This is a genomic window from Streptomyces sp. CNZ301 (genome assembly GCF_004217425.1).
This window is the reverse complement of the sequence record NZ_SHLG01000002.1, coordinates 526,137-548,141: the sequence shown is the minus strand read 5'-3', so window position 1 is coordinate 548,141 and position 22,005 is coordinate 526,137. Positions and strand designations below refer to the sequence as shown.

The 22,005-nt window shown below is 70.6% G+C and carries 20 protein-coding genes; 11 read left to right on the top strand and 9 right to left on the bottom strand.

Translation table 11 applies throughout. From position 1 onward, the window contains the following. Positions 1 to 119 precede the first annotated feature (119 nt). From EV375_RS26605 to EV375_RS26595, 3 genes are all read right to left on the bottom strand, one after another. Positions 120 to 2,069, bottom strand: a complete 1,950-nt coding sequence (locus tag EV375_RS26605) for an ABC transporter permease (protein ID WP_130302476.1) — start codon at positions 2,067 to 2,069, stop codon at positions 120 to 122. Between the two features lie 97 nt (positions 2,070 to 2,166). Continuing rightward, a complete protein-coding gene (gene modA / locus EV375_RS26600; protein ID WP_130302475.1) occupies positions 2,167 to 2,952 on the bottom strand; it encodes a molybdate ABC transporter substrate-binding protein in 786 nt (261 codons plus the stop codon). A 102-nt stretch (positions 2,953 to 3,054) separates the two neighbouring features. Beyond that, entirely contained in the window at positions 3,055 to 3,450 is a 396-nt protein-coding gene (locus tag EV375_RS26595; protein WP_130302474.1) for a helix-turn-helix transcriptional regulator, read from the bottom strand. Between the two features lie 282 nt (positions 3,451 to 3,732). Here EV375_RS26595 and EV375_RS26590 point away from each other — a divergent pair, with 282 nt between their 5' ends. Further along, complete coding sequence (locus tag EV375_RS26590; protein WP_130302473.1) at positions 3,733 to 4,551, top strand: sulfite exporter TauE/SafE family protein; 819 nt, start codon at positions 3,733 to 3,735, stop codon at positions 4,549 to 4,551. 320 nt (positions 4,552 to 4,871) lie between these two features. On the opposite strand, the gene fdhD is transcribed toward EV375_RS26590, so the two are convergent. The 6 genes from fdhD to EV375_RS26565 all read right to left on the bottom strand — a co-directional run bounded on the left by fdhD (position 4,872) and on the right by EV375_RS26565 (position 10,402). Beyond that, positions 4,872 to 5,771, bottom strand: a complete 900-nt coding sequence (gene fdhD / locus EV375_RS26585) for a formate dehydrogenase accessory sulfurtransferase FdhD (protein WP_130302472.1) — start codon at positions 5,769 to 5,771, stop codon at positions 4,872 to 4,874. Between the two features lie 213 nt (positions 5,772 to 5,984). Next, entirely contained in the window at positions 5,985 to 6,962 is a 978-nt protein-coding gene (locus EV375_RS26580; protein ID WP_130302471.1) for a 2-dehydropantoate 2-reductase, read from the bottom strand. A gap of 160 nt (positions 6,963 to 7,122) precedes the next feature. Next, positions 7,123 to 7,281, bottom strand: a complete 159-nt coding sequence (locus EV375_RS29285) for an MFS transporter small subunit (RefSeq protein ID WP_165434855.1) — start codon at positions 7,279 to 7,281, stop codon at positions 7,123 to 7,125. After that, positions 7,278 to 8,669 carry an OFA family MFS transporter gene (locus EV375_RS26575; RefSeq protein ID WP_130302470.1) on the bottom strand — a complete coding sequence of 464 codons (1,392 nt, stop codon included), beginning with the start codon at positions 8,667 to 8,669 and terminating at the stop codon, positions 7,278 to 7,280. The genes EV375_RS29285 and EV375_RS26575 overlap by 4 nt, the downstream gene beginning before the upstream one ends. A gap of 181 nt (positions 8,670 to 8,850) precedes the next feature. Beyond that, the gene (locus tag EV375_RS26570) at positions 8,851 to 9,609 is read right to left on the bottom strand and encodes an MBL fold metallo-hydrolase (protein WP_130302469.1); all 759 of its coding nucleotides are present in this window, start codon (positions 9,607 to 9,609) and stop codon (positions 8,851 to 8,853) included. Between the two features lie 94 nt (positions 9,610 to 9,703). Beyond that, the gene (locus EV375_RS26565; protein WP_130302468.1) at positions 9,704 to 10,402 is read right to left on the bottom strand and encodes a class I SAM-dependent methyltransferase; all 699 of its coding nucleotides are present in this window, start codon (positions 10,400 to 10,402) and stop codon (positions 9,704 to 9,706) included. A gap of 255 nt (positions 10,403 to 10,657) precedes the next feature. On the opposite strand from EV375_RS26565, the gene EV375_RS26560 reads away from it, so the two are divergent. From EV375_RS26560 to EV375_RS26515, 10 genes are all read left to right on the top strand, one after another. Beyond that, entirely contained in the window at positions 10,658 to 11,335 is a 678-nt protein-coding gene (locus EV375_RS26560; RefSeq protein WP_130302467.1) for a GntR family transcriptional regulator, read from the top strand. 442 nt (positions 11,336 to 11,777) lie between these two features. Continuing rightward, entirely contained in the window at positions 11,778 to 12,959 is a 1,182-nt protein-coding gene (locus tag EV375_RS26555) for an ROK family transcriptional regulator (protein ID WP_130302466.1), read from the top strand. Between the two features lie 203 nt (positions 12,960 to 13,162). Continuing rightward, positions 13,163 to 14,716, top strand: a complete 1,554-nt coding sequence (locus tag EV375_RS26550) for a sugar ABC transporter ATP-binding protein (protein ID WP_130302465.1) — start codon at positions 13,163 to 13,165, stop codon at positions 14,714 to 14,716. Then, positions 14,710 to 15,726: an ABC transporter permease gene (locus tag EV375_RS26545; protein ID WP_207228476.1), complete on the top strand. Its 1,017-nt coding sequence runs from the start codon at positions 14,710 to 14,712 to the stop codon at positions 15,724 to 15,726. The genes EV375_RS26550 and EV375_RS26545 overlap by 7 nt, the downstream gene beginning before the upstream one ends. Then, on the top strand, positions 15,723 to 16,850 hold the full coding sequence (locus EV375_RS26540; RefSeq protein ID WP_130302464.1) for a substrate-binding domain-containing protein: 1,128 nt from the start codon (positions 15,723 to 15,725) through the stop codon (positions 16,848 to 16,850). The genes EV375_RS26545 and EV375_RS26540 overlap by 4 nt, the downstream gene beginning before the upstream one ends. A 160-nt stretch (positions 16,851 to 17,010) precedes the next feature. Next, entirely contained in the window at positions 17,011 to 18,219 is a 1,209-nt protein-coding gene (locus tag EV375_RS26535; protein WP_130302463.1) for a Gfo/Idh/MocA family protein, read from the top strand. Between the two features lie 68 nt (positions 18,220 to 18,287). After that, positions 18,288 to 19,286 (top strand): sugar phosphate isomerase/epimerase family protein, encoded by a 999-nt coding sequence (locus EV375_RS26530; protein WP_130302462.1) that lies wholly within the window; start codon positions 18,288 to 18,290, stop codon positions 19,284 to 19,286. Between the two features lie 499 nt (positions 19,287 to 19,785). Further along, positions 19,786 to 20,547: a D-Ala-D-Ala carboxypeptidase family metallohydrolase gene (locus EV375_RS26525; RefSeq protein ID WP_130302461.1), complete on the top strand. Its 762-nt coding sequence runs from the start codon at positions 19,786 to 19,788 to the stop codon at positions 20,545 to 20,547. A gap of 444 nt (positions 20,548 to 20,991) precedes the next feature. Beyond that, positions 20,992 to 21,384 (top strand): SseB family protein, encoded by a 393-nt coding sequence (locus EV375_RS26520; protein ID WP_130302460.1) that lies wholly within the window; start codon positions 20,992 to 20,994, stop codon positions 21,382 to 21,384. Next, positions 21,381 to 22,004: a hypothetical protein gene (locus EV375_RS26515; protein WP_130302459.1), complete on the top strand. Its 624-nt coding sequence runs from the start codon at positions 21,381 to 21,383 to the stop codon at positions 22,002 to 22,004. Before EV375_RS26520 ends, EV375_RS26515 begins: the two co-directional genes overlap by 4 nt. Position 22,005: the final 1 nt, after the last annotated feature.

Sequence of the window (22,005 nt, the reverse complement as noted above, 5' to 3'; positions counted from 1 at the left end):
GCGATACACAAATCGCGGTGAGGAGGGGACGGGCCGCGCAGTCCGACGTTCCCATCCGGTCCGGAGTCGTGATCCCCTCCTTGAGGTAGTGCTGCAGAGCTTGCTTGCCGGATGGATCTCTAGAGGGTGACCAGGGTGACCTCGGTGGCCTTGACGCTGGTCCACACGGTGGTGCCGTCCGCGAGTCGGAGTTCGCTCGCGGCCTGCGGGGTGATCTCGGCGACGAGGTCGGGGACCTGGTCGGAGGTGATGACGACACGGAGGCGGCTCCCGAGGGCGGTGATCTCCCGGACTGTTCCCGGCCAGTTGTTGCGGGGGCTGCCGGCGGGCCGTTCGCGGTGCAGGGAGACGGCCTCGGGAGCGATGACCGCCAGGGCGTTCGTAGACGCCGTCGCGGGATCGGCGACGACGAGGGTGCCTCCGCCGGTGAGGGAGAGCGTTCCGTCCGAACTGGCCGTGCAGGGCCAGGCGTTGCGGCCGAGCATCCGGGCCACCCACGGGGAGCGCGGGTGCCGCGAGACTTCGCCGGGCGTGTCGTACTGAAGGGTCCGTCCGTCGTCGAGGACGAGCACGCGGTCGCCGAGGGAGATGGCTTCGACGGGGTCGTGGGTGACGAGCAGGCAGACTCCGCCGAAGCTTTCGAGATGTGTGCGCAGCGTGTGGCGCACCCGGGCGCGCGTGGTCTGGTCGAGGGCGGCGAGGGGTTCGTCGAGGAGGAGCAGTCGCGGGCGGGCGGCCAACGCCCGTGCCAGCGCGATGCGTTGGGCCTGCCCGCCGGAGAGCTGGGCCGGTTTGCGCCGGGCGAGGTGCCCCACGCCGAGCCGGTCGAGCCAGTCCTGCGCCGTGCGGCGGGCCTCTGAGCGGCCCACGCCTTGAGTCCGCAGTCCGTAGGCGGTGTTGGCGATCGCGGTGAGGTGCGGGAAGAGAGCGCCGTCCTGGGGCACCCAGGCCACGCCGCGGCGGTGCGGCGGCAGGTTCGTAACGTCGGTGTCGCCGAGGCGCAGTCGGGCGTGGGCCCGTGGGGTGAGTCCGAGGAGTGCGCGCAGAAGGGTCGACTTGCCCGCCCCGTTGGGTCCGACGACGGCGACGGTGGTGCCACCGGGGGCGTCGAGGGTGACGTCGTTGAAGCCGGTTATCTTCGCGTGGAGGGACGACTGCTGCTGCGGGGTCGAGGGTGCCGCCGTGGCGGCGACCGGCGCGACGGTTGCGTCCTCGGCCGGGTTCTCGTCTGCCGGCCGGTCGTTCGAGTTCACGCGCCGGGCAGCGGTGGCGCCTGTCCAGCGTCCGCGCAGGGCGACGAGGACAGCTGTGGCGACGGCGAGCAGCAGCAGGGAAACGGAGGTGGCGGCCTCAGGCTCCTCCTGGAGGAGCAGGTAGACATCCAGCGGGAGAGTCTGGGTGGTTCCTGGGAGGTTCCCCGCGAAGGTGATGGTGGCGCCGAATTCACCGAGCGCCCTGGCCCAGGTGAGGGCAGCCCCCGCTGCCAGTCCCGGGGCGACGAGGGGCAGGGTGACGGTGAAGAACACCCGTGCCGGGGACGCTCCGAGGGACGCGGCGGTCTCCTCGTAGCTCGGACGGAGCCCCGCGAGGGTGCCTTCGAGGCTGATGACAAGGAACGGCATGGCGACGAAGGTCGCGGCGACGACGGCGCCCGAGGTGTGGAACGGCAGGACGATGCCCAACTCGCCTTCCAGCCACGGCCCGAGGAGGCCGCGACGCCCGAATCCCAGCAGCAGCGCGACGCCGCCGACGGTCGGCGGCAGCACCATCGGCAGCAGCACCAGCGAGCGCACCAGAGCCTTGCCGGGGAAGCGGACGCGGGCCAGCAGCCAGGCCAGCGGTACGCCCAGGACGAGGGAGAGCCCGAGCGCCCAGAAGGACACCAGCAGGGACAGCCGCAGCGCCTCGGTGACTTCGGGGGCGGTCAGATGCGAGCCGAGCTGGTGCCACTCGGTCCGGGCAAGGATGCCGATCAGCGGCAGCAGCAGGAACGCGATGGCCAGCAACGCCGGCACCGCGAGAGCGGTGGGGGTGCGGGCGCCGGGTGAGTGGGTGCGAGGGTGACTCATCGGTGATCCAGAGACAGGTCGGGGCTGAAGCCGGCGAGTGCGGAGGGCGAGGGGCCGTCCGTGCTTTCGCCGGCCAGCCCTTCTTGAGGACAGAGGGCTATGGCTTCTGGAAGCCGGCGTCGTGGAGGAGCTTCTGCGCCTCCGGGGTGGTCAGCCACTTCACGAAGGCGGCGGCCGCCTTCGAGTTCTTCGACGACTTCAGGGTGGCGGCCGGGTAGGAGGCGACGGCGTTCTCGTCGTCGGGGATCTCGACGGCGTCGACCTTGCCGGGAACGGTCGCGGCGTCGGTCTTGTAGACGATGCCCGCGTCCGCTTCTCCGAGTTCGACCTTACTCAGGACGGCACGGACGTTGGGTTCGTGGGAGACGGGCTTCACGTCGGTCTTCTGCTCGTCCAGGACCTGCCGGCTGTAGCGGCCGACAGGGACCTCGGGAGCGGCGAGTACGACCTTCACTTTCGGGTCGGCGAGGTCCTTGAGGTTCTGCACCTTCTGCGGGTTGCCCTTGCGGGTGGCGATGACCAGCCGGTTCTTCGCGATGACCGTCGGTGTGCCGGCGTCGGACTTCAGCCCGTCCATGGTCTTGGTGTCGGCGGTGACCAGTGCGTCGGCGGGGGCTCCCTGCTTGACCTGGGCGGCGAGTTCCTGGGAGGCGGCGAAGGAGAACTTCAGCTTCGTACCGGGGTGTTCCTTCTCGTAGGACTTCCGGGCGGTCCTGAAGACGTCGGTCAGTGAGGAGGCGGTCAGGACCGTCAGGTCGGCCTTCGAGGCATTGCTCGAGCTGCCACTGTCCTTCTCGCCACTGCCGCAGGCGGTCAGCGGTATGAGAAGGGAGGCGGTGGTGATCGCGGCGGCGGCACGCCGCCAAGTGGCCGTGGAAGACATGAAGTCGAGGCTCCTTGAACGGTGAGGGGGACGGGAGCAGGGGAGGGGCGGAAGCCGGCGGGCAGGCAGGCCGTGGCGGCACGGGGTTCGGGGACGGTGTGCTCAGGTGCGGTCGATGTGCACGTTTGTCGACTTCACTCTGGCGGTGGCCCGCATGCCGACCTCCAGGCCCAGCTCCTCTACGGCCTCCCGCGTCAACAGGGACACCAGACGGTGTGGACCGGCCTGGATCTCGACCTGCGCCGCGACATCGCCGATCTTGACGGCGGTCACGATGCCGGGGAAAGCGTTGCGTGCCGAGGTGCAGGACGCCTCGTCCTCGTCGAGACCGCCCTGGCCCACCTCGACGGAGAAGGCGGCCAGAGCCTCTCCGTCGACGAGGCGGCGGCCCCCCTCGTCGCGGTGCGTCGCGACTCTGCCGGCGTCGGCCCAGCGCCGGGCCGTGTCAGGGCTCACCCCGAGCAGACGAGCCGCCTGGCCGATCGTGTAGCTCTGCATGCCGGGAAAGCTAAGCGCACAATCTCGCATCCGCAAGACATCAGAAGCAGTCATGCAGCAAATGCAATCCAACTCAAAGACACCCCGTCGCATCTGGACAACCCCGCAGTTCTCCCCTTGAGGCCCGGGTGCGGCAAGAAGGGCGTGGCAGCGCGGGGAACTATCGGGCGCCGATGCCGATGCTTGCAGGTCCGGGAGCCGAATCCTGAGTGGGCATCTGATCTTTGAAGGTGGGGTCCGTGCCCTAGCGGGCACGCTGGGCAACCAGCGAGGATGCCGGTCATGGCCACTGATCAGAACCTCGTTCCTCTTCGCTCGACGCGCTCAGCACCCGTGGTGTTCGGTGCGGGAGCGGCCATCGGAGTCGTGGGCGGGATGATCGGGTTGGGCGGGGCGGAGTTCCGCCTGCCGTTGCTGATCGGCCTCTTCGGGTTCGCCGCGCTCTCAGCCGTCATCCTGAACAAGGCGATGAGCCTGGTCGTGGTTCTGGTCGCGCTGCCCGCCCGGCTGGCAGCGGTCCCGGCCGGTGAGGTGGCCGCGCGCTGGCCCATAGCGGTCAACCTGCTGGCCGGCAGTCTGCTGGGTGCCTGGGCCGGAGCGACCTGGGCGGTGCGCATGCGCACCGCCACCCTCTACAAAGTGCTGGCGGCTCTGCTGGTGCTCATGGCGATCGCCCTGGTGGTGGTGACTCAGGCCACCACCCTGGGGGCGCTCGGACTGCCGCAGGGGGCGCAGGTGCCTTGCGGGGTCATAGCCGGGTTCGGCATCGGGGTGGTAGCGGCGATCATGGGCGTGGCCGGAGGCGAGCTGCTGATCCCGACGATCGTGCTGCTGTTCGGGGAGGACATCAAGACTGCGGGAAGTCTTTCGCTGCTGGTGTCGTTCCCGACGATGCTGGTGGCGTTCGCCCGTTACAGCCGTGACGGCAGTTTCGCGGTGCTCGGCGCGAACCGCCGCTTCACGCTTGTCATGGCCGCGGGCTCCGTCGCCGGAGCGGTGCTGGGAGGTCTGCTCCTGGGCGTGTTCCCGGACTTGGTGCTCATTCCGTTGCTGGCCGTGATCCTGCTCGTTTCCGCGGTCAAGCTCGCCCGTCACAACTGACTTCTGCAGGTGCAACAGGCTGCCGAGAGGTGGGCCGCACCGAGCTGCACCCGTCACAGATCCTGTGGTGCGCCGGAGGCCGCGTCGGGACGGAAGTGAACAATGCGCCTACGGGCGCGCCGAGGAGCGCTGTCGGACTCGGAGACCCGGACTGGAGACCAGGGGCTGGAGACTCGGGGAGACACGGACGCGCACGCGCAGAGCAGCCGCCCGCGGGAAGGCCTAGACATGGGGAAGGGCCAGACATGGGGAAGGGCCCGGCCGGCGCAGGGGGCGCCTCCCGCCGACCGAGCCCCTATCCCGTGCAGCAGGCGAGGCCGTCAGGCCCGGCCGGCCGTTGTGCGCAGGGCGAGCCGGTGCTCACCTGCATACACGTTCATGGAGGATCCGCGGAGGAAGCCGACCAGCGTCAGCCCCGTCTCCGCGGCCAGATCAACCGCCAGTGACGAGGGCGCCGAGACGGCGGCGAGCACGGGGATGCCCGCCATCACCGCCTTCTGCGCCAGCTCGAAGGACGCACGTCCCGAGACCATCAGCACGGCGTCGCGCAGGGGGAGCCCGCCCTGCTGGAGTGCCCGTCCCACGAGCTTGTCGACGGCGTTGTGGCGGCCCACGTCCTCCCGTACGTCGAGGAGTTCGCCGTCGGAGGTGAAGAGGGCGGCGGCGTGGAGTCCGCCGGTGCGTTCGAAGACCCGCTGCGACGCGCGCAGCGTGTCGGGCAGCGAGGAGAGCACGGAGGGTTCGAGGCGGACCCGCGGCCCGGCGGGGTCGTCCGGGTCCTCCGGGTTCTCGATGCCCCAGCGGGCGGTCGTACGGACCGCGTCGAGGCTGGCCTTGCCGCACAGACCGCACGACGAGGTGGTGTAGACGTTCCGCTCCAGGGCGATGTCCGGGAGCGGCACTCCGGGCGCCAGGCGCACGTCGACCACGTTGTAGGTGTTGGAGCCTCGCCCCGCTACCGCTGGCGGGTCCCCCACGTCGGTGGCGCCCGTGCAGTAGACGATGTTCGCGAGTTCCTCGGCCGCGCCGAGCACGCCCTCGCTGACGAGGAAGCCAGTGGCCAGCGCGAAGTCGTCACCGGGGGTGCGCATGGTGATGGCAAGCGGCTTGCCGTTCAGCCGGATCTCCAGCGGCTCCTCGGCGACAAGGGTGTCCGGGCGGGTGCTGACCGCACCGTCGCGGATGCGCAGCACACGCCGTCGCTCAGTGACCCGTCCCATGCGGTCCGTCCTGTCGTGATTCCTGAGGGCGGTGCGTCCCGGCCGGCCCCACGGGGTGGGGGCCGGCCGGGACGCACCGTCGCCCGTCAAGCGCCGGCTGTGTTGCCGTCGCTGTGTTGATGGCCGAATCGGTCTTTGACGCCGGGGTTTCCGTGCGTCACCGGATTGTCAGGCTGGGGTGCTCCTTCGTCGGTCTCCCCCGCTCGCGTTGCCTCATGCTGCGCTCCTTACGGTCTGTGCCAGCAGGTCGGTGACGGCGTGAATGGCGCAGAGCTTCGGAACGCGTGTGCCGGTCAGCGCGGCGAGCTCGACCACGGCGGCCAGGAGCACATCCAGCTCCATGGGCTTGCCGCTCTCCAGGTCCTGGAGGGTGGAGGTCTTGTGCTCGCCGACGCGTTCGGCTCCGGCCAGTCGCTTCTCGACGGAGATCTCGGGGTGGCAGCCGACGGCCTCGGCCACCGCGAGCGTCTCGCGCATCATCGTCGCGACCAGGGCCCGTGTGTCCTGGTGGCGGCAGATCTGCGCCATGGTCGCCCGGGAGAGTGCGCTGAGCGGATTGAACGCGATGTTCCCGAGCAGCTTGATCCAGATGTCGTTCCGGATGTCCGCCTCGACGGGGCACTTGAGGCCCCCGGTCTTCATGGCTTCGCTGAACTCCTCGCAGCGCGCGGAGTCGGTGGTGTCCGGCTCGCCGATGGAGAAGCGGGTGCCTTCCATGTGCTGTACGACGCCGGGGCCCTTGAGCTGTGTCGCGGCGTAGACGACGCAGCCGATGGCACGTTCGGGCGGCAGTACGGCACTGACGGCGCCGTCGGGGTCGACGCTCTCGATGCGCCTGCCCTTGTAGGGGCCTTCCAGACCGTGGAAGTACCACCAGGGAATGCCGTTCTGCGCGGCCACGACGGCCGTCTTCTCGCCCAGCAGGGGGTGGACCAGCGGCCCGCACGCCGCGTAGGAGTTGGCCTTCAGCCCCAGGAAGACGTAGTCGACCGGACCGATGGTGGACGGGTCGTCCGTGGCGTGCACCCGTGCGGTGAAGTCACCGCGCGGGCTGAGGACCTGGACGCCGTTCTCCTTCATGGCGGCCAGGTGAGGTCCACGGGCTATGAGGTGTACGTCGGCGCCCGCCCTGTGCAGCGCTGCTCCGACATACGCACCGATTGCTCCGGCGCCGACGACTGCAACTTTCATATCCGCTCTCCGTTCGGTTGAGGGGACCGAGCGTGGGATGGAACCTGAGATAGTCGACAGAATATTGTATACACTCGCGAACGGACAATACATGTGCGGCGATTGCGCCGCACATGATTGCGTCCGAATTATCCCTTCGCAGCGGCCCCGAAGGAACCCGTCAGCCGCCGGTGAAGAGTTGCACGGCCTTGAGGAGCAGTTCGTAGAGTCCGTACGCCATCGGCACGCCGACCCACAGCCAGGCGAGCGCGAACAGTGCCGCCGGGGGTCCGCCGGCGGCCGCCGGTGCGTCGGGTGTGCTGTTCTCGCCGGTGCTCATCGCCCCGTCGCCTCCCTGTGCTCTTCGTCGCCGGCGGGACCTGCGGCGGTCGCCGGCGCGGGCTCGTGGAACTTCGAATTCACCGGCCGGATCAGCTCGTTCGCGATGAACCCGACGGCCAGCAGCCCGATCATGATGGACAGGGCTAGCCCGTAGAGGCCCGGCCCGGAGCGGCCCGCCGCCTCCTGCGAGTCGGCGACCCAGTTGACGATGAGCGGGCCGAGCACGCCCGCCGTGGACCACGCGGTCAGCAGCCGCCCGTGGATGGCGCCCACCTGGTAGGTGCCGAACAGGTCCTTCAGATAGGCAGGCACGGTCGCGAAGCCACCGCCGTAGAAGGAGATGATCACGAGGGCGCACCCGATGAACAGCGGCTTGGAGGAGTCGCCGAGCAGCACGATCCCCAGGTACATCAGCGCGCCCACGCCGAGGTAGCAGCGGTACATGTTCTTGCGGCCGATGACGTCGGACGTCGTCGACCACAGGAAGCGCCCGCCCATGTTGGCGAGCGAGAGCAGGGCGACGAAGCCGGCCGCGGCGGAGGCCGAGACGGGGGTGGAGGTGTCGGCGAAGAAGTCGCCGATCATCGGCGCGGCCTTCTCCAGGATGCCGATCCCGGCCGTCACGTTCATCGTCAGAACGACCCACAGGCACCAGAACTGGGGTGTGCGCACGGCGTTGCGCGCGGAGACGTTCGCTGTGGTCACCAGCGGCTTGCTCGCCAGCTGCTCCTGCGGCGGCTTCCCGCCGGGCGGCTGCCAGCCCTCGGCCGGCACGCGGACCAGCAGCACCCCCAGCGACATGAAGACCGCGTAGACCAGGCCGTGAACGAGGAAGGCCGAGGCGACCCCGCCCTTGTCGCTGCCGAAGCTCTCCAGCATCTGCGCGGACCAGGGAGAGGCGATGAGCGCCCCGCCGCCGAACCCCATGATGGCGATGCCGGTCGCCATGCCGGGACGGTCGGGGAACCACTTGATGAGCGTGGAGACGGGGGAGATGTAGCCGATGCCGAGGCCGATGCCGCCGACGAACCCGTAGCCGAAGACCACCAGCCAGTACTGCCCGGTGGCGGCGCCCAGCGCGGAGATCAGGAAGCCCGAGCAGAAGCACAGCAGTGAGACGGCCATCGCCCAGCGCGGCCCGTTGCGCTCCACGAGGGTGCCGCCGAAAGCCGCGGAGAGGCCGAGCATGACGATGCCCAGCTGGAAGGGGAGGGCGCTGGCCGTCCCGGACAGGCCCATGGACGACTCGAGCGCGGGTTTGAAGACGCTCCACGCATAGGCCTGGCCGATCGAGAGGTGGACCGACAGCGCGGCCGGGGGGATCAGCCAGCGGCTCCAGCCGGGCGGTGCCACGGTGCGGGAGCGATCAAGAAACCCGAGTGCCATGGCGACGAACTGTAGGTATTTGAACGGGAGATGACCATAGCCGCGGCAGATTTCGTCGACTGTATGTGGCCCGGCCGCTGCACCGCGCCGATGTGCACCGCACGACGTGCCGCGGACGGCGGAGGGCCCCGTGTATGCGGGGCGGCGGCTCACCGCGACCGGGCCCGCCCGCAGGCACGTGTCATGGGTCCGCCGCGCCGACACGCACGGTCGTGCCGGGGATGGCGACGGCGAGCGGCCCGGTGAAGGCGGTGCGGGCCGCTCGCAACGCCTCCTCGTGCGGAGTGCCGGGCCACAGATGGGTCAGCAGGAGCCCGGCGGCGCCCGCCTGCTGCGCGTACCGGCCCGCCAGACGGGCACTGAGCAGATGCTCCGCGTCCTCGGGCGGGACGGTTTCGGGGTATGTGGCCTCGGAGAGGAAGACGTCGGCCCCCTGGGCGAGGAGCGGCACCTGAGGGCTCGGACCGGTGTCACCGGTGTAGGCGAGGACGGTGCCCCGCGGACCGGTGAGGCGGATGCCCGCATTCGGCACGAAGTGCGGAAGCAGCACGGTGGCGACCCCGAAGGGGCCGATCTCGAAGCGTGCCCCGGCGGTGAACTCGTGCAGAGACCAGGCGTCGCAGAGCATGCCGTGCCGGTCGAGGGCGAGCACCGCGGAGAGGGCGCCGGGCAGCGCGTACAGGGGGAGCGGTGCCGGAGAGGCGCCGCCGAGGGCCCGTGCGCGCAGCAGCGGGTTGAGGTCCGCGCAGTGGTCCGGATGTCCGTGGCTGACGAGGACCGCGTCGATCTGCTCCGCTCCGGTGTGCCTCAGGAGCGCCGGCAGCGTGGCGTACCCCGGATCGATGAGCAGCCGGAAGCCCTCACAGGTGACCAGGTAGCCGCTGCATCCCTGCGTGCTCGTCGGCCACGCTCCGCAGCCCCCGAGCACGGTCAGCTCCATCTGAAGGCCCCTTCTCCTCTTCTTCCGGTTCTTCTTCCGGTTCCGCAGGTTCTGCCGGGCTCCGGTTCCACGCCTCGGCGGGGCCCGGTTCCCCTCATCGTCGTACGCAGGTGTACGAGGCGTAGACGGAGCCGCGGAAGGAGGCGTCGGCGATCTCGAAACCCGTGGCGGCGAGCATCGGCTCGAGCAGCCACCGGAACGTGCTGTGTTCGGTGCGGATGTGTTCCGCGAGGTCCTCGCGGGTGTACCCCGTGGCCGGGTCCTCCGGGGCGCCTTCCAGCCAGCTCTCCACGAACGCCTCGATCTCCTGCGCGGGGACGTCGTAGACCAGGTCGTGCAGGCGGAGGATGCCGCCGGGTCTCAGCATTCCCGCGATGCGGCGCAGCGCCAGCACTTTCCAGAAGTCGGGCAGCTGATGCAGCGCGTGCCGGGTGAACACCGCGTCGGCCGGCGGACCGGAGTGCTCGTAGGTCAGGAAGCCGCCCCGCACGCATTCCAGGGTGGCCAGCCCTTCCGCGGCGGCACGCTCACGCAGCACGTCGCGCATAGCGGGGGAGACCTCCACGGCGACGACGCGCCCGAAGGTCCGTGCCGCCGGGACGGCGAACTGGCCGGTGCCCGCGCCGAGATCGACGACGACGGAGTCGGCCGAGAGCCCGTGCGCGCGGAGCAGGTCGAGGTCTCCGGCGGCGTCGGGGTGCCCCTGTTTGCGGTCGAAGCGGCTGACGAAGCCGGGGTCGAGGTGCTCGGGGCCCGCGTGGGCCAGTTCGTCGGGTGTCCAGTCGCGCTCCATGGGAGCAGAGAGTGGCACGGGGAGGGGCGGGACGCTCGCCAATATCCGGTTGGGGCACGGGCGTTCGGGATCCGGGCTCGTGTCCGGAATGCGGGGTGTGACGTGTCACAGTGAGCAGAAGATGGCCCCTGCGCACGCCGCAGAGCCACTGCACTCCGTAGACTGTATTCAATAGCCAAGAGTTTCAGGGTTCCCGTCGTTGACGGTTCTCTCATCTTTCAGGGTCCAGGGCCCCCGAAGGTCAGGAGTCGCCGAATGTTGTCCGCCGGACTGCCGGAAGGCACCATGCCCAAGCTGGAGCGGCCGGGCCCGCTCCGCGAGCGGGTCTACGAAGCGCTGCTGGAGCTCATCACCACCCGCTCGCTCAGGCCCGGGCAGCACCTTGTCGAGAGCGAGCTCGCCCAGCATCTCGGAGTCTCCCGGCAGCCCGTACGGGAGGCGCTGCAGCGGCTGAACACGGACGGATGGGTGGACCTGCGTCCCGCACAGGGGGCGTTCGTGCACGAGCCGACGGAGGAGGAGGCCGACCAGCTGCTGACCGTGCGCACGCTGCTGGAGGCCGAGGCCGCCCGGCTCGCCGCCGCGAACGCGGACGCCGGCGGCGTCGCGGAGCTGGAGGACCTGTGCGCCCGCGGTGAGGCGGCCGTCGGCGGTGCGGAGGTGGAGACGGTCGTGGAGGCGAACGCGGCCTTTCACGCCCGCGTGATGGCGCTGGCCGGCAACGCCGTCCTCGCCGAACTCGCCCGGCAGGTCGACCGCCGGGTGCGCTGGTACTACACGCCGGTCGCGCGGCAGCGCGGTGCGCAGTCCTGGATCGAGCACCGCGAGCTGATCAGCGCCATCACCGACGGGGACGAGCAGCGCGCCGCCGAGATCATGCGGCAGCACACCGAGCACACGCGCCGCTCGTACCACGAGCGCGAACGCGGCTGACGCCTCTGCGCCCGCTGTCCGCACCTGGTTTCAACTTCGCGCCCTGTTCCGGCCTTTCGGCTCCCGCACGTTCCGGCTCCCCGGCTTGGCCGAGGAGCCGGGGCGCCGTTGTGCGTGAACTTCGTGCGCCACGCGCTCCGGTCCCCGGGCCCGCCCCGGCCCCGGGACCGGTAACTCCTTCCCCTCCGTGCACGGATGTCTGAACCTTTGTCCAGTGCATGGAAAAAGTCGAAGGGGTTTGTGCAGAACTTCTTCCCCAGCGCGCAGAGCGCTGGTACGTTCCCAGTCAATCCCCGGGGAGCGACCCACGCTTCCGCGGGAGAGGTCGACGAGAAGTCCGGCCGCGTGCAGGGGAGTTGAGCATTGCACCCTGACCGCCGGCCGGGTGGCTTCCCAGAGCCGGCTGACGGTTGTCAGGGGAGGGAGGGTGGCGGTGAGGCGCATGACAGCTCGGCCCGCGAACGCGCACCAGGCGCGACTGCTCCGCCTGCTGCGTGACGGCGGTCCGAACTCCCGCGCCGAACTGGGCGACCACGTCGACCTCTCCCGTTCCAAGCTCGCCGTGGAGATCGACCGGCTGCTGGAGACCGGGCTCGTCGTCGCCGACGGGCTCGCCGCCTCCCGTGGCGGCCGCCGCTCGCACAACGTCCGGCTCGCCCCCGAACTCCGGTTCCTCGGCGTCGACATCGGCGCCACGTCCGTCGATGTGGCGGTGACCAACCCCGAGTTGGAGATCCTGGGGCACGTCAATCAGCCGATGGACGTGCGTGAGGGCCCTGTCGCCGTCTTCGACGAGGTGCTCGCGCTGGTCGGCAAGCTCCGTGACTCGGGCGTCGCCGACGGCTTCGCCGGCGCGGGGATCGGCGTCCCCGGACCGGTGCGCTTCCCGGAGGGTGTCCCGGTGGCTCCGCCGATCATGCCCGGCTGGGACGGCTTCCCCGTTCGGGAGGCCCTCAGCCAGGAACTCGGCTGCCCGGTCATGGTCGACAACGACGTGAACCTGATGGCCATGGGCGAGATGCAGGCCGGAGTCGCCCGCTCCGTACGGGACTTCTTCTGCGTGAAGATCGGCACCGGCATCGGTTGCGGCGTCGTGGCCGGCGGTGAGGTGCACCGCGGCACCACGGGAAGCGCCGGAGACATCGGGCACATACAGGTCGAGTTGGAGGGCCGCCCCTGCCCCTGCGGCAACCGCGGCTGTCTCGAGGCGTACTTCGGAGGAGCCGCCCTCGCACGTGACGCGGAGGCCGCCGCGCGCGACGGGGTGTCGGCCGAACTGTCGGCCCGGCTCGAGGCCGCGGGGCGGCTTGGCGCCGAGGACGTCGCCAACGCGGCCGCCGCGGGCGACGGCACGTCCCTGGACCTCATCCGCGAGGGCGGCGCCCGGGTCGGACAGGTCATCGCCGGCCTCGTCAGCTTCTTCAACCCCGGACTCGTCGTCATCGGCGGCGGCGTGACCGGACTCGGGCACACCCTGCTCGCCAGCATCCGCACACAGGTCTACCGCCAGTCGCTGCCACTGGCGACCGGCAATCTACCCATCGTCCTGGGCGAGTTGGGCCCCGTCGCCGGCGTGACCGGAGCCGCCCGCCTCATCAGCGACCACCTCTTCTCACCGGCCTGACCCGGCTCCCGGGGCCCGGCTCGCGCCAGGCTCCCGGCCCGCCCGCAAGGCCCCGTCGTACAGCGCGCGCACGCCCCGCACCACGGCAACCGCATCACGGCACCGGCACCACGCCGCACACAGCACCGCCGGCACCACAGTCCCGCAACACGGCACCGAGCACGGTTCCGCCTGCCCGTACGCAGTACGCACGGAGGCCCGCCATGGCTCCAGATGTTCCACAGGCTCCACTGCTGACGATGTCCCGCATCACCAAGACCTTCCCCGGCGTGAGGGCGCTGGACGGCGTCGACCTGGACGTACAGGCCGGCGAAGTGCACTGCCTGCTCGGGCAGAACGGCGCGGGCAAATCCACCCTGATCAAGGTCCTGGCAGGCGCCCACCAGCCTGACGAGGGAGACATCCACTGGCAGGGCGAGCCCGTACGGCTGCCCACGCCGATGGCCGCCATGCGGCTCGGCATCGCCACCATCTACCAGGAACTCGACCTGGTGGAGCACCTGTCGGTCACCGAGAACATCTTCCTCGGCAACGAGGTGTCCGCCCGCGGCTTCATCCGCGCACGCGACGCCCGGACCCGCGCAGCCTCGCTCCTGCGCCGCCTCGGGCATCCCGAGATCGACCCGGACGTGACCGTCGGCGCACTGCCTGCCGCCGCGCAGCAGATCGTCTCCATGGCCCGCGCCCTCTCGCACGACGTGCGCCTCATCGTCATGGACGAGCCCTCCGCCGCGCTCGACCCGGACGAGGTCTCCAACCTCTTCCGCATCGTCGCCGCGCTGACGGCGGACGGTGTCGCCGTCGTCTACATCTCCCACCGTCTGGAAGAGATACGGCGCATCGGTGACCGCGTCTCCGTGCTCAAGGACGGCCGCGTCGCCGCCCGCGGACTGCCGGCCCGCACCACCGAGACACGGGAGTTCGTCGCCCTGATGACCGGCCGCGAGGTCCAGTACGCCTTCCCCGAACGCCCCGCTTCCACCGAGCCGTTGGAGGACCGCGTCCTCCACGCCGCGCCTCCGCCGCCCGTGCTGCGCGCCGAAGGCCTCGCGCGGAAGGGGGAGTTCGCGCCGCTCGACCTCGAACTGCGCGCCGGTGAGATCACCGGCCTCGCGGGGCTCGTCGGCTCCGGGCGCTCGGAGATCCTGGAGACCATCGCCGGGGCCCGCCGGCCCACCGCAGGACGCGTCCTCGTCGACGGCAGGCCGCTGCGTCCCGGCGACGTCACCGCGGCGGTACGGGCGGGCATCGGTCTGGCGCCCGAAGAGCGCAAGTCCCAGGCGCTGTTGATGCTGGAGCCCGTCTCCAGCAACGTCTCCGTCTCGGCGCTGCCCCGCTTCTCCACCGGCGGCTGGCTCGACCGTTCCCGCGAGCGGGCCGAGACCCGCGCCCGCACCCGCGGTCTCGCCCTGCACCCCGACGATCCCGACAGGGCCGTTCGCACCCTCTCCGGCGGCAACCAGCAGAAGGTCGTCCTCGCCCGCTGGCTGCTGCGCGAGTGCCGGGTGCTGCTGCTGGACGAGCCCACCCGCGGCGTCGACGTGGGGGCACGCGCCGAGCTGTACACCGTCATCCGCCGGCTCGCCGACTCCGGCGTCGCCGTCCTGCTCGTCTCCAGCGAACTGCCCGAAGTGCTCGGCCTGGCCGACCGGCTGCTGGTGCTGAGGGAGGGCCGCGTCGTGCACACCGCACCCGCCCGGGAGCTCGACGAGCACCGGGTGCTCGACCTCGTCATGGAAGGGAGCCCGTCGTGCTGAGCCCAACCGGTGCCGAGGCGGTCAAGGAGCCCGCGTCGCAGCCGTCCGCGCCGCCGTCCCGGCGCGGCATCAGCGCACCCCGTTCGGGGCTGCGTCACCTCTCACTCGCCGGGGTGCTTCTCGCGCTGGTCGTCGTCGGCGCGTTCACCAAGCCGGAGCAGTTCCTGACCGGCGACAACCTTCAGCTGATCCTCACCCAGTCCTCGGTCATCGGGGTCGTCACCGTGGGCGTGACCTTCGTGATCATCGGCGGCGGCATCGACCTGTCCGTCGGAGCGATCGTGGCGCTCGCGTCCGTGTGGGCGACGACCGTGGCCACGCAGGAGTTCGGGCTGGGCGGCGTGCTGCTGTGCGCGCTGTGCGTGGGGCTGGGCTGCGGGCTCGTCAACGGCGTGCTCATCGCCTACGGGCCGATGGTGCCCTTCATCGCGACCCTGGCCATGCTCGCCTCCGCCCGGGGGCTCGCGCTGCTGATCAGCGACGGCAAGACGCAGGTGGTGACGGTGGAGTCCGTTCTCGACCTCGGCGTCTCCGACAGCTACGTGCTGGGCGTGCCGCCACTTGTCCTGGTCTTCGCCGCTGTCGCGGTGCTGGGCTGGCTCGTCCTGGGGCGCACCACGTTCGGACGGCGCACCGTCGCCGTCGGCGGCAACGCCGAGGCCTCGCGCCTGGCCGGCATCGCCGTGCGGCGGCAGCGGCTGCTGCTGTACCTGCTCTCCGGCCTGTGCTGCGGCATCGCCGCGTTCATGCTCATCGTCCTGACCGGCTCGGGCCAGAACACCAACGGCAACCTCTACGAACTCGACGCCATCGCCGCCGCGATCATCGGCGGCACCCTGCTGAGCGGAGGCCGCGGCACCATCACCGGCTCCGTGCTCGGAGTGCTCGTCTTCACCACGATCACCAACCTGTTCGCTCTCAACAACCTCCAGACGGACGTCCAGCAGATCGCCAAGGGAGCGATCATCGTCGCCGCAGTCCTGGTCCAGAAGGGTCGGAAGACGTCATGACCGAATCGCCCGAGAACCCGAATCCGCAGAACCCCGTACCCAACTCGCCCCGTTCCGAGGCCCCTTCACGCTCGTCCTCGTCCCGTGCGCTCGGTGCCTCCCGCAGGAACATCCTCTTCGGCGCCGCCGCCGGTGCCGCCTTCCTCTCCGCCGGATGCACCAGCAACCAGAGCAACGACGACAAGGACGCGGAGGCCGGGCAGGCGAACGTCGCCGACGACAAGCCCGGCAAGCGGGTCACGATCGGCTTCGCCGGGCCGCAGGCCGATCACGGCTGGCTCAACGCCATCAACGAGCAGGCCAAGGAGCGGGCGAAGAAGTACAAGGACGTCACCCTGGAGGCCACCGAGGGGTCCAACGACAACGCCCAGCAGGTGGGGCAGATCGAGACGCTGATCAACAAGAAGGTCGACGTCCTCGTCATCCTTCCCGCCGACGGGAAGGCGCTCACGCAGGTCGGTCTCAAGGCGATGCGTGCGGGCATCCCCGTCGTCAACCTCGACCGGGTCTTCGCCTCGCAGCAGGCCTACCGGTGCTGGATCGGCGGCGACAACTACGGCATGGGGCTCAACGCCGGCCGGTACATCGGGGAGAAGCTCAAGGACAAGAAGAACGCGAAGGTCGTGGAACTCGCGGGCATCGACAACCTGGAGCTGACCCGGGAGCGCACGAAGGGCTTCGACGACGCCCTGAAGAACTATCCGAACATCGAGAAGGTCGCGCGGCAGGCCGCCGAGTTCACCGTGGAGTCCGGTCAGTCGAAGATGGCGCAACTGCTGCGTGCCGAACCGAAGTTCGACGCGCTGTGGAACCACGACGACGATCAGGGAGTGGGCGCCGAGCGGGCCATCAAGCAGGCCGGCCGCGACGACTTCCTCATGGTCGGCGGCGCCGGATCACGGCGCGTGATGGAGACCATCAAGGCCGACAACAGCGTCATCAAGGCCACCGTTCTCTATCCGCCGACGATGGCGGCCTCGGCGATCGACCTCGCACGCGCGCTGGGTCAGGGCAAGGGGGTCGGCGGTCTCGCCGAATTCGAGATCCCCGCGTCCATCACGCTCTACTCGGCCGTCGTCACGAAGTCCAACGTCGACGAATACCTGCCGACGGGCTTCAAGTAGGCCCGGCCCGGGTCCCGTCACCGGGCGCGCCTTCCCGCACCGGGCCGCACCGGACGAGCCGCACAGGCGACGGGACCCGCTTCGGGCACCGCACCGCGCCGCGCACCACGCCAGGGCCGTGCCCCACCCCCCACTCGTATCCCCGACAGGGAGGAGCCCCATGTCCGACGACACAGCGCCCGCACCCGCGCCCGCCCGCCCCGAACAGGGCGGATCGGCGCCACCGCTCGGCGTGGGCATGGTCGGCTACGCCTTCATGGGAGCCGCCCACTCCCAGGGGTGGCGCACCGTCGGCCGGGTCTTCGACCTGCCGCTCGCGCCCGCCATGACCGCCGTGTGCGGACGGGACCCGGAGGCCGTGCGCGCGGCGGCGGGGAAGCTCGGCTGGGCGGCGGCCGAGACCGACTGGCGGGAGCTGATCGCGCGCAGCGACATCCAGCTCGTCGACATCTGCACACCGGGTGAGAGCCATGCCGAGATCGCCGTCGCCGCACTGGAGGCCGGCAAGCACGTGCTGTGCGAGAAGCCCCTCGCCAACTCGGTCGCCGAGGCCGAAGCGATGGCCACCGCGGCGCAAGCGGCCCGCGAGCGGGGCCAGTTGACGATGGTCGGCTTCAACTACCGCCGCACGCCCGCACTCGCCTTCGCCCGGCGCATGGTCGCGCAGGGCCGGCTGGGCGAACTGCGGCACGTGCGCGTGCACTACCTGCAGGACTGGCTCGTCGACCCGGCCTTCCCGCTGGCGTGGCGGCTGCGCAAGGAGGCCGCCGGCTCCGGCGCGCTGGGGGACCTCGGCGCGCACGCCGTCGACATCGCACAGCACCTGGCGGGCTCACCCATAGCCGGGATCTCCGCGCAGACGGAGACTTTCGTGACGGAGCGTCCGCTGCCCGGCGAGGAACCCGGCGGCAAGCTCGGGCCAGTCACGGTCGACGACGCGGCCATCTTCAACGGGCGCCTGCAATCGGGGGCGTTGGCGTCCTTCGAGGTCAGCCGCGTCGCCTCCGGACGCAAGAACGCGCTGCGCGTCGAGCTCAACGGGACCCTCGGCTCACTCGAGTTCGATCTGGAACGCCTCAACGAACTCCACTTCCACGACCACACCGACACCGCGTCCGAATCAGGGTTCCGGCGCATCCTCGTCACCGAGGGCGAGCACCCCTATCTGGAGGCGTGGTGGCCGCCGGGGCACGGCCTGGGCTACGAGCACACCTTCGTGCACCAGGCGCGCGATCTGCTGTACGCGATCGCCACCGGCACCGATGCCGAACCGTCCTTCGCCGACGGGCTCCAGGTCCAGCGGGTCCTGGCCGCCGTCGAGGAGAGCGCGGCGAAGCAGAGCACCTACGTCACCGTCGACGCCGGCTGACGAGGCCGGCCACGTCCGGCGGACCGGACCGGATCACCCAGCCCAGCACGGATCAGGAGGCTGCGCCAATGCCCCGACAGTTCACCCTCTTCACCGGCCAGTGGGCGGACCTGCCGCTGGAGGAAGTCTGCCGGCACGCCCGCGACTTCGGCTACGACGGACTCGAACTCGCCTGCTGGGGCGACCACTTCGAAGTCGACCGCGCGCTCGCCGAACCCGACTACGTCGAGGGACGGCATGCCCTGCTGGAGAAGTACGGCCTGACGTGCTGGGCGATCTCCAATCACCTTGTGGGGCAGGCCGTCTGCGACGATCCCATCGACGAGCGGCACCAGGCCATCCTGCCCGCCCGCATCTGGGGCGACGGTGACCCCGAGGGCGTGCGGCAGCGCGCCGCGGCGGAGATGAAGGACACCGCGCGAGCCGCGGCCGCGCTCGGAGTGCGCACCGTCGTCGGCTTCACCGGGTCCTCCATCTGGCATCTGGTCGCCATGTTCCCGCCGGTCCCGCCGCACATGGTCGACCGCGGCTACGAGGACTTCGCGCAGCGGTGGCATCCGATCCTGGACGTCTTCGACGCCGAGGGCGTGCGTTTCGCGCACGAGGTGCACCCGAGCGAGATCGCATACGACTACTGGACGACGCACCGTGCGCTGGAAGCCATCGGCCACCGCCCGGCGTTCGGACTCAACTTCGACCCCAGCCACTTCGTGTGGCAGGACCTGGACCCGACCGGATTCCTCTACGACTACCGGGAGCGGATCTACCACGTCGACTGCAAGGAGGCCCGCAAGCGACTCGACGGGCGCAACGGGCGGCTCGGCTCCCACCTGCCGTGGGGCGACCCGCGGCGCGGCTGGGACTTCGTCTCCGCCGGGCACGGCGACGTGGCCTGGGAGGACGTGTTCAGGATGCTGCACTTTATTGGCTACGACGGGCCCGTCTCCGTCGAGTGGGAGGACGCCGGCATGGACCGGCTGGCGGGAGCGCCGGAGGCCCTGCGCCGGCTCAAGGCCTACGACTACGACCCCCCGTCCTCCTCCTTCGACGCGGCGTTCAGCAGCTGAACGGGGCGCCGGGCCGGGCCGGTTGCCGCCGGACCACCACCCCCCACCGCCGCGCCCCCGGGCAACCCAAGCCGCCTGCCCGGGGGTGCGGTTTCGCCCGGGCGTCAGCCCTGCGCGCGTCAGCCCTGCGCCGCGTACGGGACGACGGACCGGGCCACGGGGGAGAGGACGAGTCGGGGCACCGGTGTCCGGTCCTCATCCCCGCCCGCCGTTACGTCCGTCATCTCCCTCCGCTCCTCGCTCACTTCGGTTCGCCGCGCACTGAGAAGCCGCGCAAGGTCACGGAACGTCATAACCGCTGTCCACCGCTCCGGCCCGTACGCCCCGTCCGCGTACGGGCGGCGCCGAAAGGGGAAGCGGCAGCCGCGCAACTGCCGCCTTTCAGCAGGATTTTCATGAATTCTGCCGAGTATTTGTCTGTTCTTGACGCGAACGGCGATTGGCGCGACTGTCAGCCTCTTCAGCCCGGCAAACCCAACCCAGGAAGGCAACGTCTCCCATGACTTCACGTTCTGTCAGAGCGCTGGTCGCGGTTCTGACCGGTGCGGGCCTGGCACTCGCCGCCCCCGCGGCGGTGCCCGCGGTGGCAAGCTCCGCGCCGGCAGCCGCAGCGACAGCCGACGCCTGCTACACCTGGAGCGGAACGCTCAGCGAGGGCGCGTCCGGCGAAGCCGTGCGGCAGCTGCAGATCCGCGTCGCCGGATACCCGGGCTCCGGCAGCCAGTTGGCCATCGACGGCCAGTTCGGCCCCGCCACCAAAGCCGCGGTGCAGCGCTTCCAGTCGGCGTACGGCCTCTCCGCCGACGGAGTCGCGGGCGCCCAGACCTTCAACAAGATCTACGAGCTGCAGGACGACGACTGCACACCGGTCAACTTCAGCTACGACGAGCTGAACAACTGCAACTCCGACTGGTCCGGCGGCAAGGTCGGCGCGGCGACCGCCCGCGCCAACGCCCTGGTCACCATGTGGAAGCTCCAGGCCATGCGGCACGCCATGGGCGACAGGCCGATCACCGTCAACGGCGGCTTCCGCAGCGTCGCCTGCAACAGCGCGGTCGGCGGCGCGGCCAACAGCCGCCACATGTACGGTCACGCAGCCGACCTGGGCGCGGGTTCCCAGGGCTTCTGCGGCCTGGCCCAGGCGGCCCGCAACCACGGCTTCACCGAGATCCTCGGCCCCGGCTACCCGGGCCACGACGACCACACCCACGTCGCGGGAGGCGACGGCCGCTTCTGGTCGGCCCCCAGCTGCGGGATCTGACACACCACTTCGCCTTCGGCGATCGACGCCCGCCCCGGATCCGCCGACCCGGGGCGGGTGTCGTGCTCCGGCGCGGCTCCGCCCGGCGGCAGGCCGGACGCGGATGTGATCACGGCCTCTTCCCGCCGTCCTCACCGGCGGCGCACCGCCCGCGCTGTGTACGGTGACGGAACTGTCCGCGGGACGTGCCCGGGCAGTCGTTCAGACGTGGGGGAGGCGCGGGAGCGCCGCACGGGGGCCGGGTCGCAGCGCCGAAGTGGCCGCCGCCGTGGGGGAGTTCCGCGCGCGGTCCGCGGCCGGCCGGTCCTCGTACCGGTGCCCGGCCGGATCCGGTGCAACGCCGTGGTGGGTGCCGGTGCGACGCCGAGGTGGGTGCCGGTGGAGGATCTGTCGCGGGTGCGCTCTCTCCCCTAGGGTCGGAATGCCTGAGCGAGCGGGGGTGTGATGCTTACGGAGGAGTTCGAGGACGGCGGGAACCTCGATGAGGCGCAAGAGCAAGTGCGCGCCGTGCTGGGGGAGTTCCGCAGATCGCTGGTGCTCGTCCCGATCCGGGACGGCGGGATTCTCGCCGGGGACCAGGGCGGTCTGCGGTGGATCTACGCGTTCACCGACACCGACACGCTGACTGCGTTCGCGCAGGGGCGGGGCGAAGGCGGGGAGTGGGAGTTCCGGCGGGTCTACGGGGCCCGGCTGCTGGACGAGACCCTGGCCGAGGTCGGCGTCCCCTGCGGTATTGCGGTCGATGTGGGCAGTGAGGGCGCGTTCCTGCTGCCGCCGGCGAAGGGGATCGTGCCCGACGAGGTGGCCGTGACCGAGGAGGCGGAGGGGGCGGCGTGAGCGGCGGTTACAAGTTCGATCCCGCGGCGGCGAAGCAGGTCGAGCAGGGCCTGAAGGCTGCGACGGCGGAACTGGAGGAGACCGGCTTCTTCTCCATCACCGCGCAGCAGGGCCAGGGTTTCCAGTTCCTGATGATGTCCGGCATGGAGATGGGCAACGGTGAACTGGCCGACGTGTTCGGCCAGTTCTGCGGCCTGTGGGGAATGGCGATCCACGAGAAGATGCAGCACCTGAACGACATCGCGGAGAAGCTGGACCTGTCCGCCGGTCTGTACCACGAGCAGGAGCAGTACGTGAACGACACCCTCAAGGAGGTCGTCGTCACCGCAGGCTCGTACAACCCGCAACAGGGCGTCGCCGAGGGGGACAAGGCGGGCGAGAAGTCCTGGGGCGAGGTGTGGGACGGCGTGAAGCCGCGCGTGCCGGAGGTGGACACCTCGGTGCCGGACCTGGGCGAGATGGGCGACCAGTGGGAGCAGGTCGGGGACGACTTCGGGAACTCCCCGTGGCAGGACGTGGCCGGCCCGGACCGGTGGGACGAGTCGGACTGGCAGTGGGACGGGCCGCCGGAGCAGGAGCAGGGCGGCCAGGGCAATGGCAGGGGCAACGGGGGGAATTGAC

Coding starts and splice junctions, on each gene's coding strand:
- EV375_RS26550 (WP_130302465.1), top strand. CDS start 13,163: ATGGCTCCAGATGTTCCACAGGCTCCACTGCTGACGATGTCCCGCATC.
- EV375_RS26525 (WP_130302461.1), top strand. CDS start 19,786: ATGACTTCACGTTCTGTCAGAGCGCTGGTCGCGGTTCTGACCGGTGCG.
- EV375_RS26595 (WP_130302474.1), bottom strand. CDS start 3,450: ATGCAGAGCTACACGATCGGCCAGGCGGCTCGTCTGCTCGGGGTGAGC.
- EV375_RS26520 (WP_130302460.1), top strand. CDS start 20,992: ATGCTTACGGAGGAGTTCGAGGACGGCGGGAACCTCGATGAGGCGCAA.
- EV375_RS26555 (WP_130302466.1), top strand. CDS start 11,778: ATGACAGCTCGGCCCGCGAACGCGCACCAGGCGCGACTGCTCCGCCTG.
- EV375_RS26590 (WP_130302473.1), top strand. CDS start 3,733: ATGGCCACTGATCAGAACCTCGTTCCTCTTCGCTCGACGCGCTCAGCA.
- EV375_RS26540 (WP_130302464.1), top strand. CDS start 15,723: ATGACCGAATCGCCCGAGAACCCGAATCCGCAGAACCCCGTACCCAAC.
- EV375_RS29285 (WP_165434855.1), bottom strand. CDS start 7,281: ATGAGCACCGGCGAGAACAGCACACCCGACGCACCGGCGGCCGCCGGC.
- EV375_RS26565 (WP_130302468.1), bottom strand. CDS start 10,402: ATGGAGCGCGACTGGACACCCGACGAACTGGCCCACGCGGGCCCCGAG.
- modA (WP_130302475.1), bottom strand. CDS start 2,952: ATGTCTTCCACGGCCACTTGGCGGCGTGCCGCCGCCGCGATCACCACC.
- EV375_RS26535 (WP_130302463.1), top strand. CDS start 17,011: ATGTCCGACGACACAGCGCCCGCACCCGCGCCCGCCCGCCCCGAACAG.
- EV375_RS26575 (WP_130302470.1), bottom strand. CDS start 8,669: ATGGCACTCGGGTTTCTTGATCGCTCCCGCACCGTGGCACCGCCCGGC.
- fdhD (WP_130302472.1), bottom strand. CDS start 5,771: ATGGGACGGGTCACTGAGCGACGGCGTGTGCTGCGCATCCGCGACGGT.
- EV375_RS26560 (WP_130302467.1), top strand. CDS start 10,658: ATGTTGTCCGCCGGACTGCCGGAAGGCACCATGCCCAAGCTGGAGCGG.
- EV375_RS26605 (WP_130302476.1), bottom strand. CDS start 2,069: ATGAGTCACCCTCGCACCCACTCACCCGGCGCCCGCACCCCCACCGCT.
- EV375_RS26570 (WP_130302469.1), bottom strand. CDS start 9,609: ATGGAGCTGACCGTGCTCGGGGGCTGCGGAGCGTGGCCGACGAGCACG.
- EV375_RS26580 (WP_130302471.1), bottom strand. CDS start 6,962: ATGAAAGTTGCAGTCGTCGGCGCCGGAGCAATCGGTGCGTATGTCGGA.
- EV375_RS26530 (WP_130302462.1), top strand. CDS start 18,288: ATGCCCCGACAGTTCACCCTCTTCACCGGCCAGTGGGCGGACCTGCCG.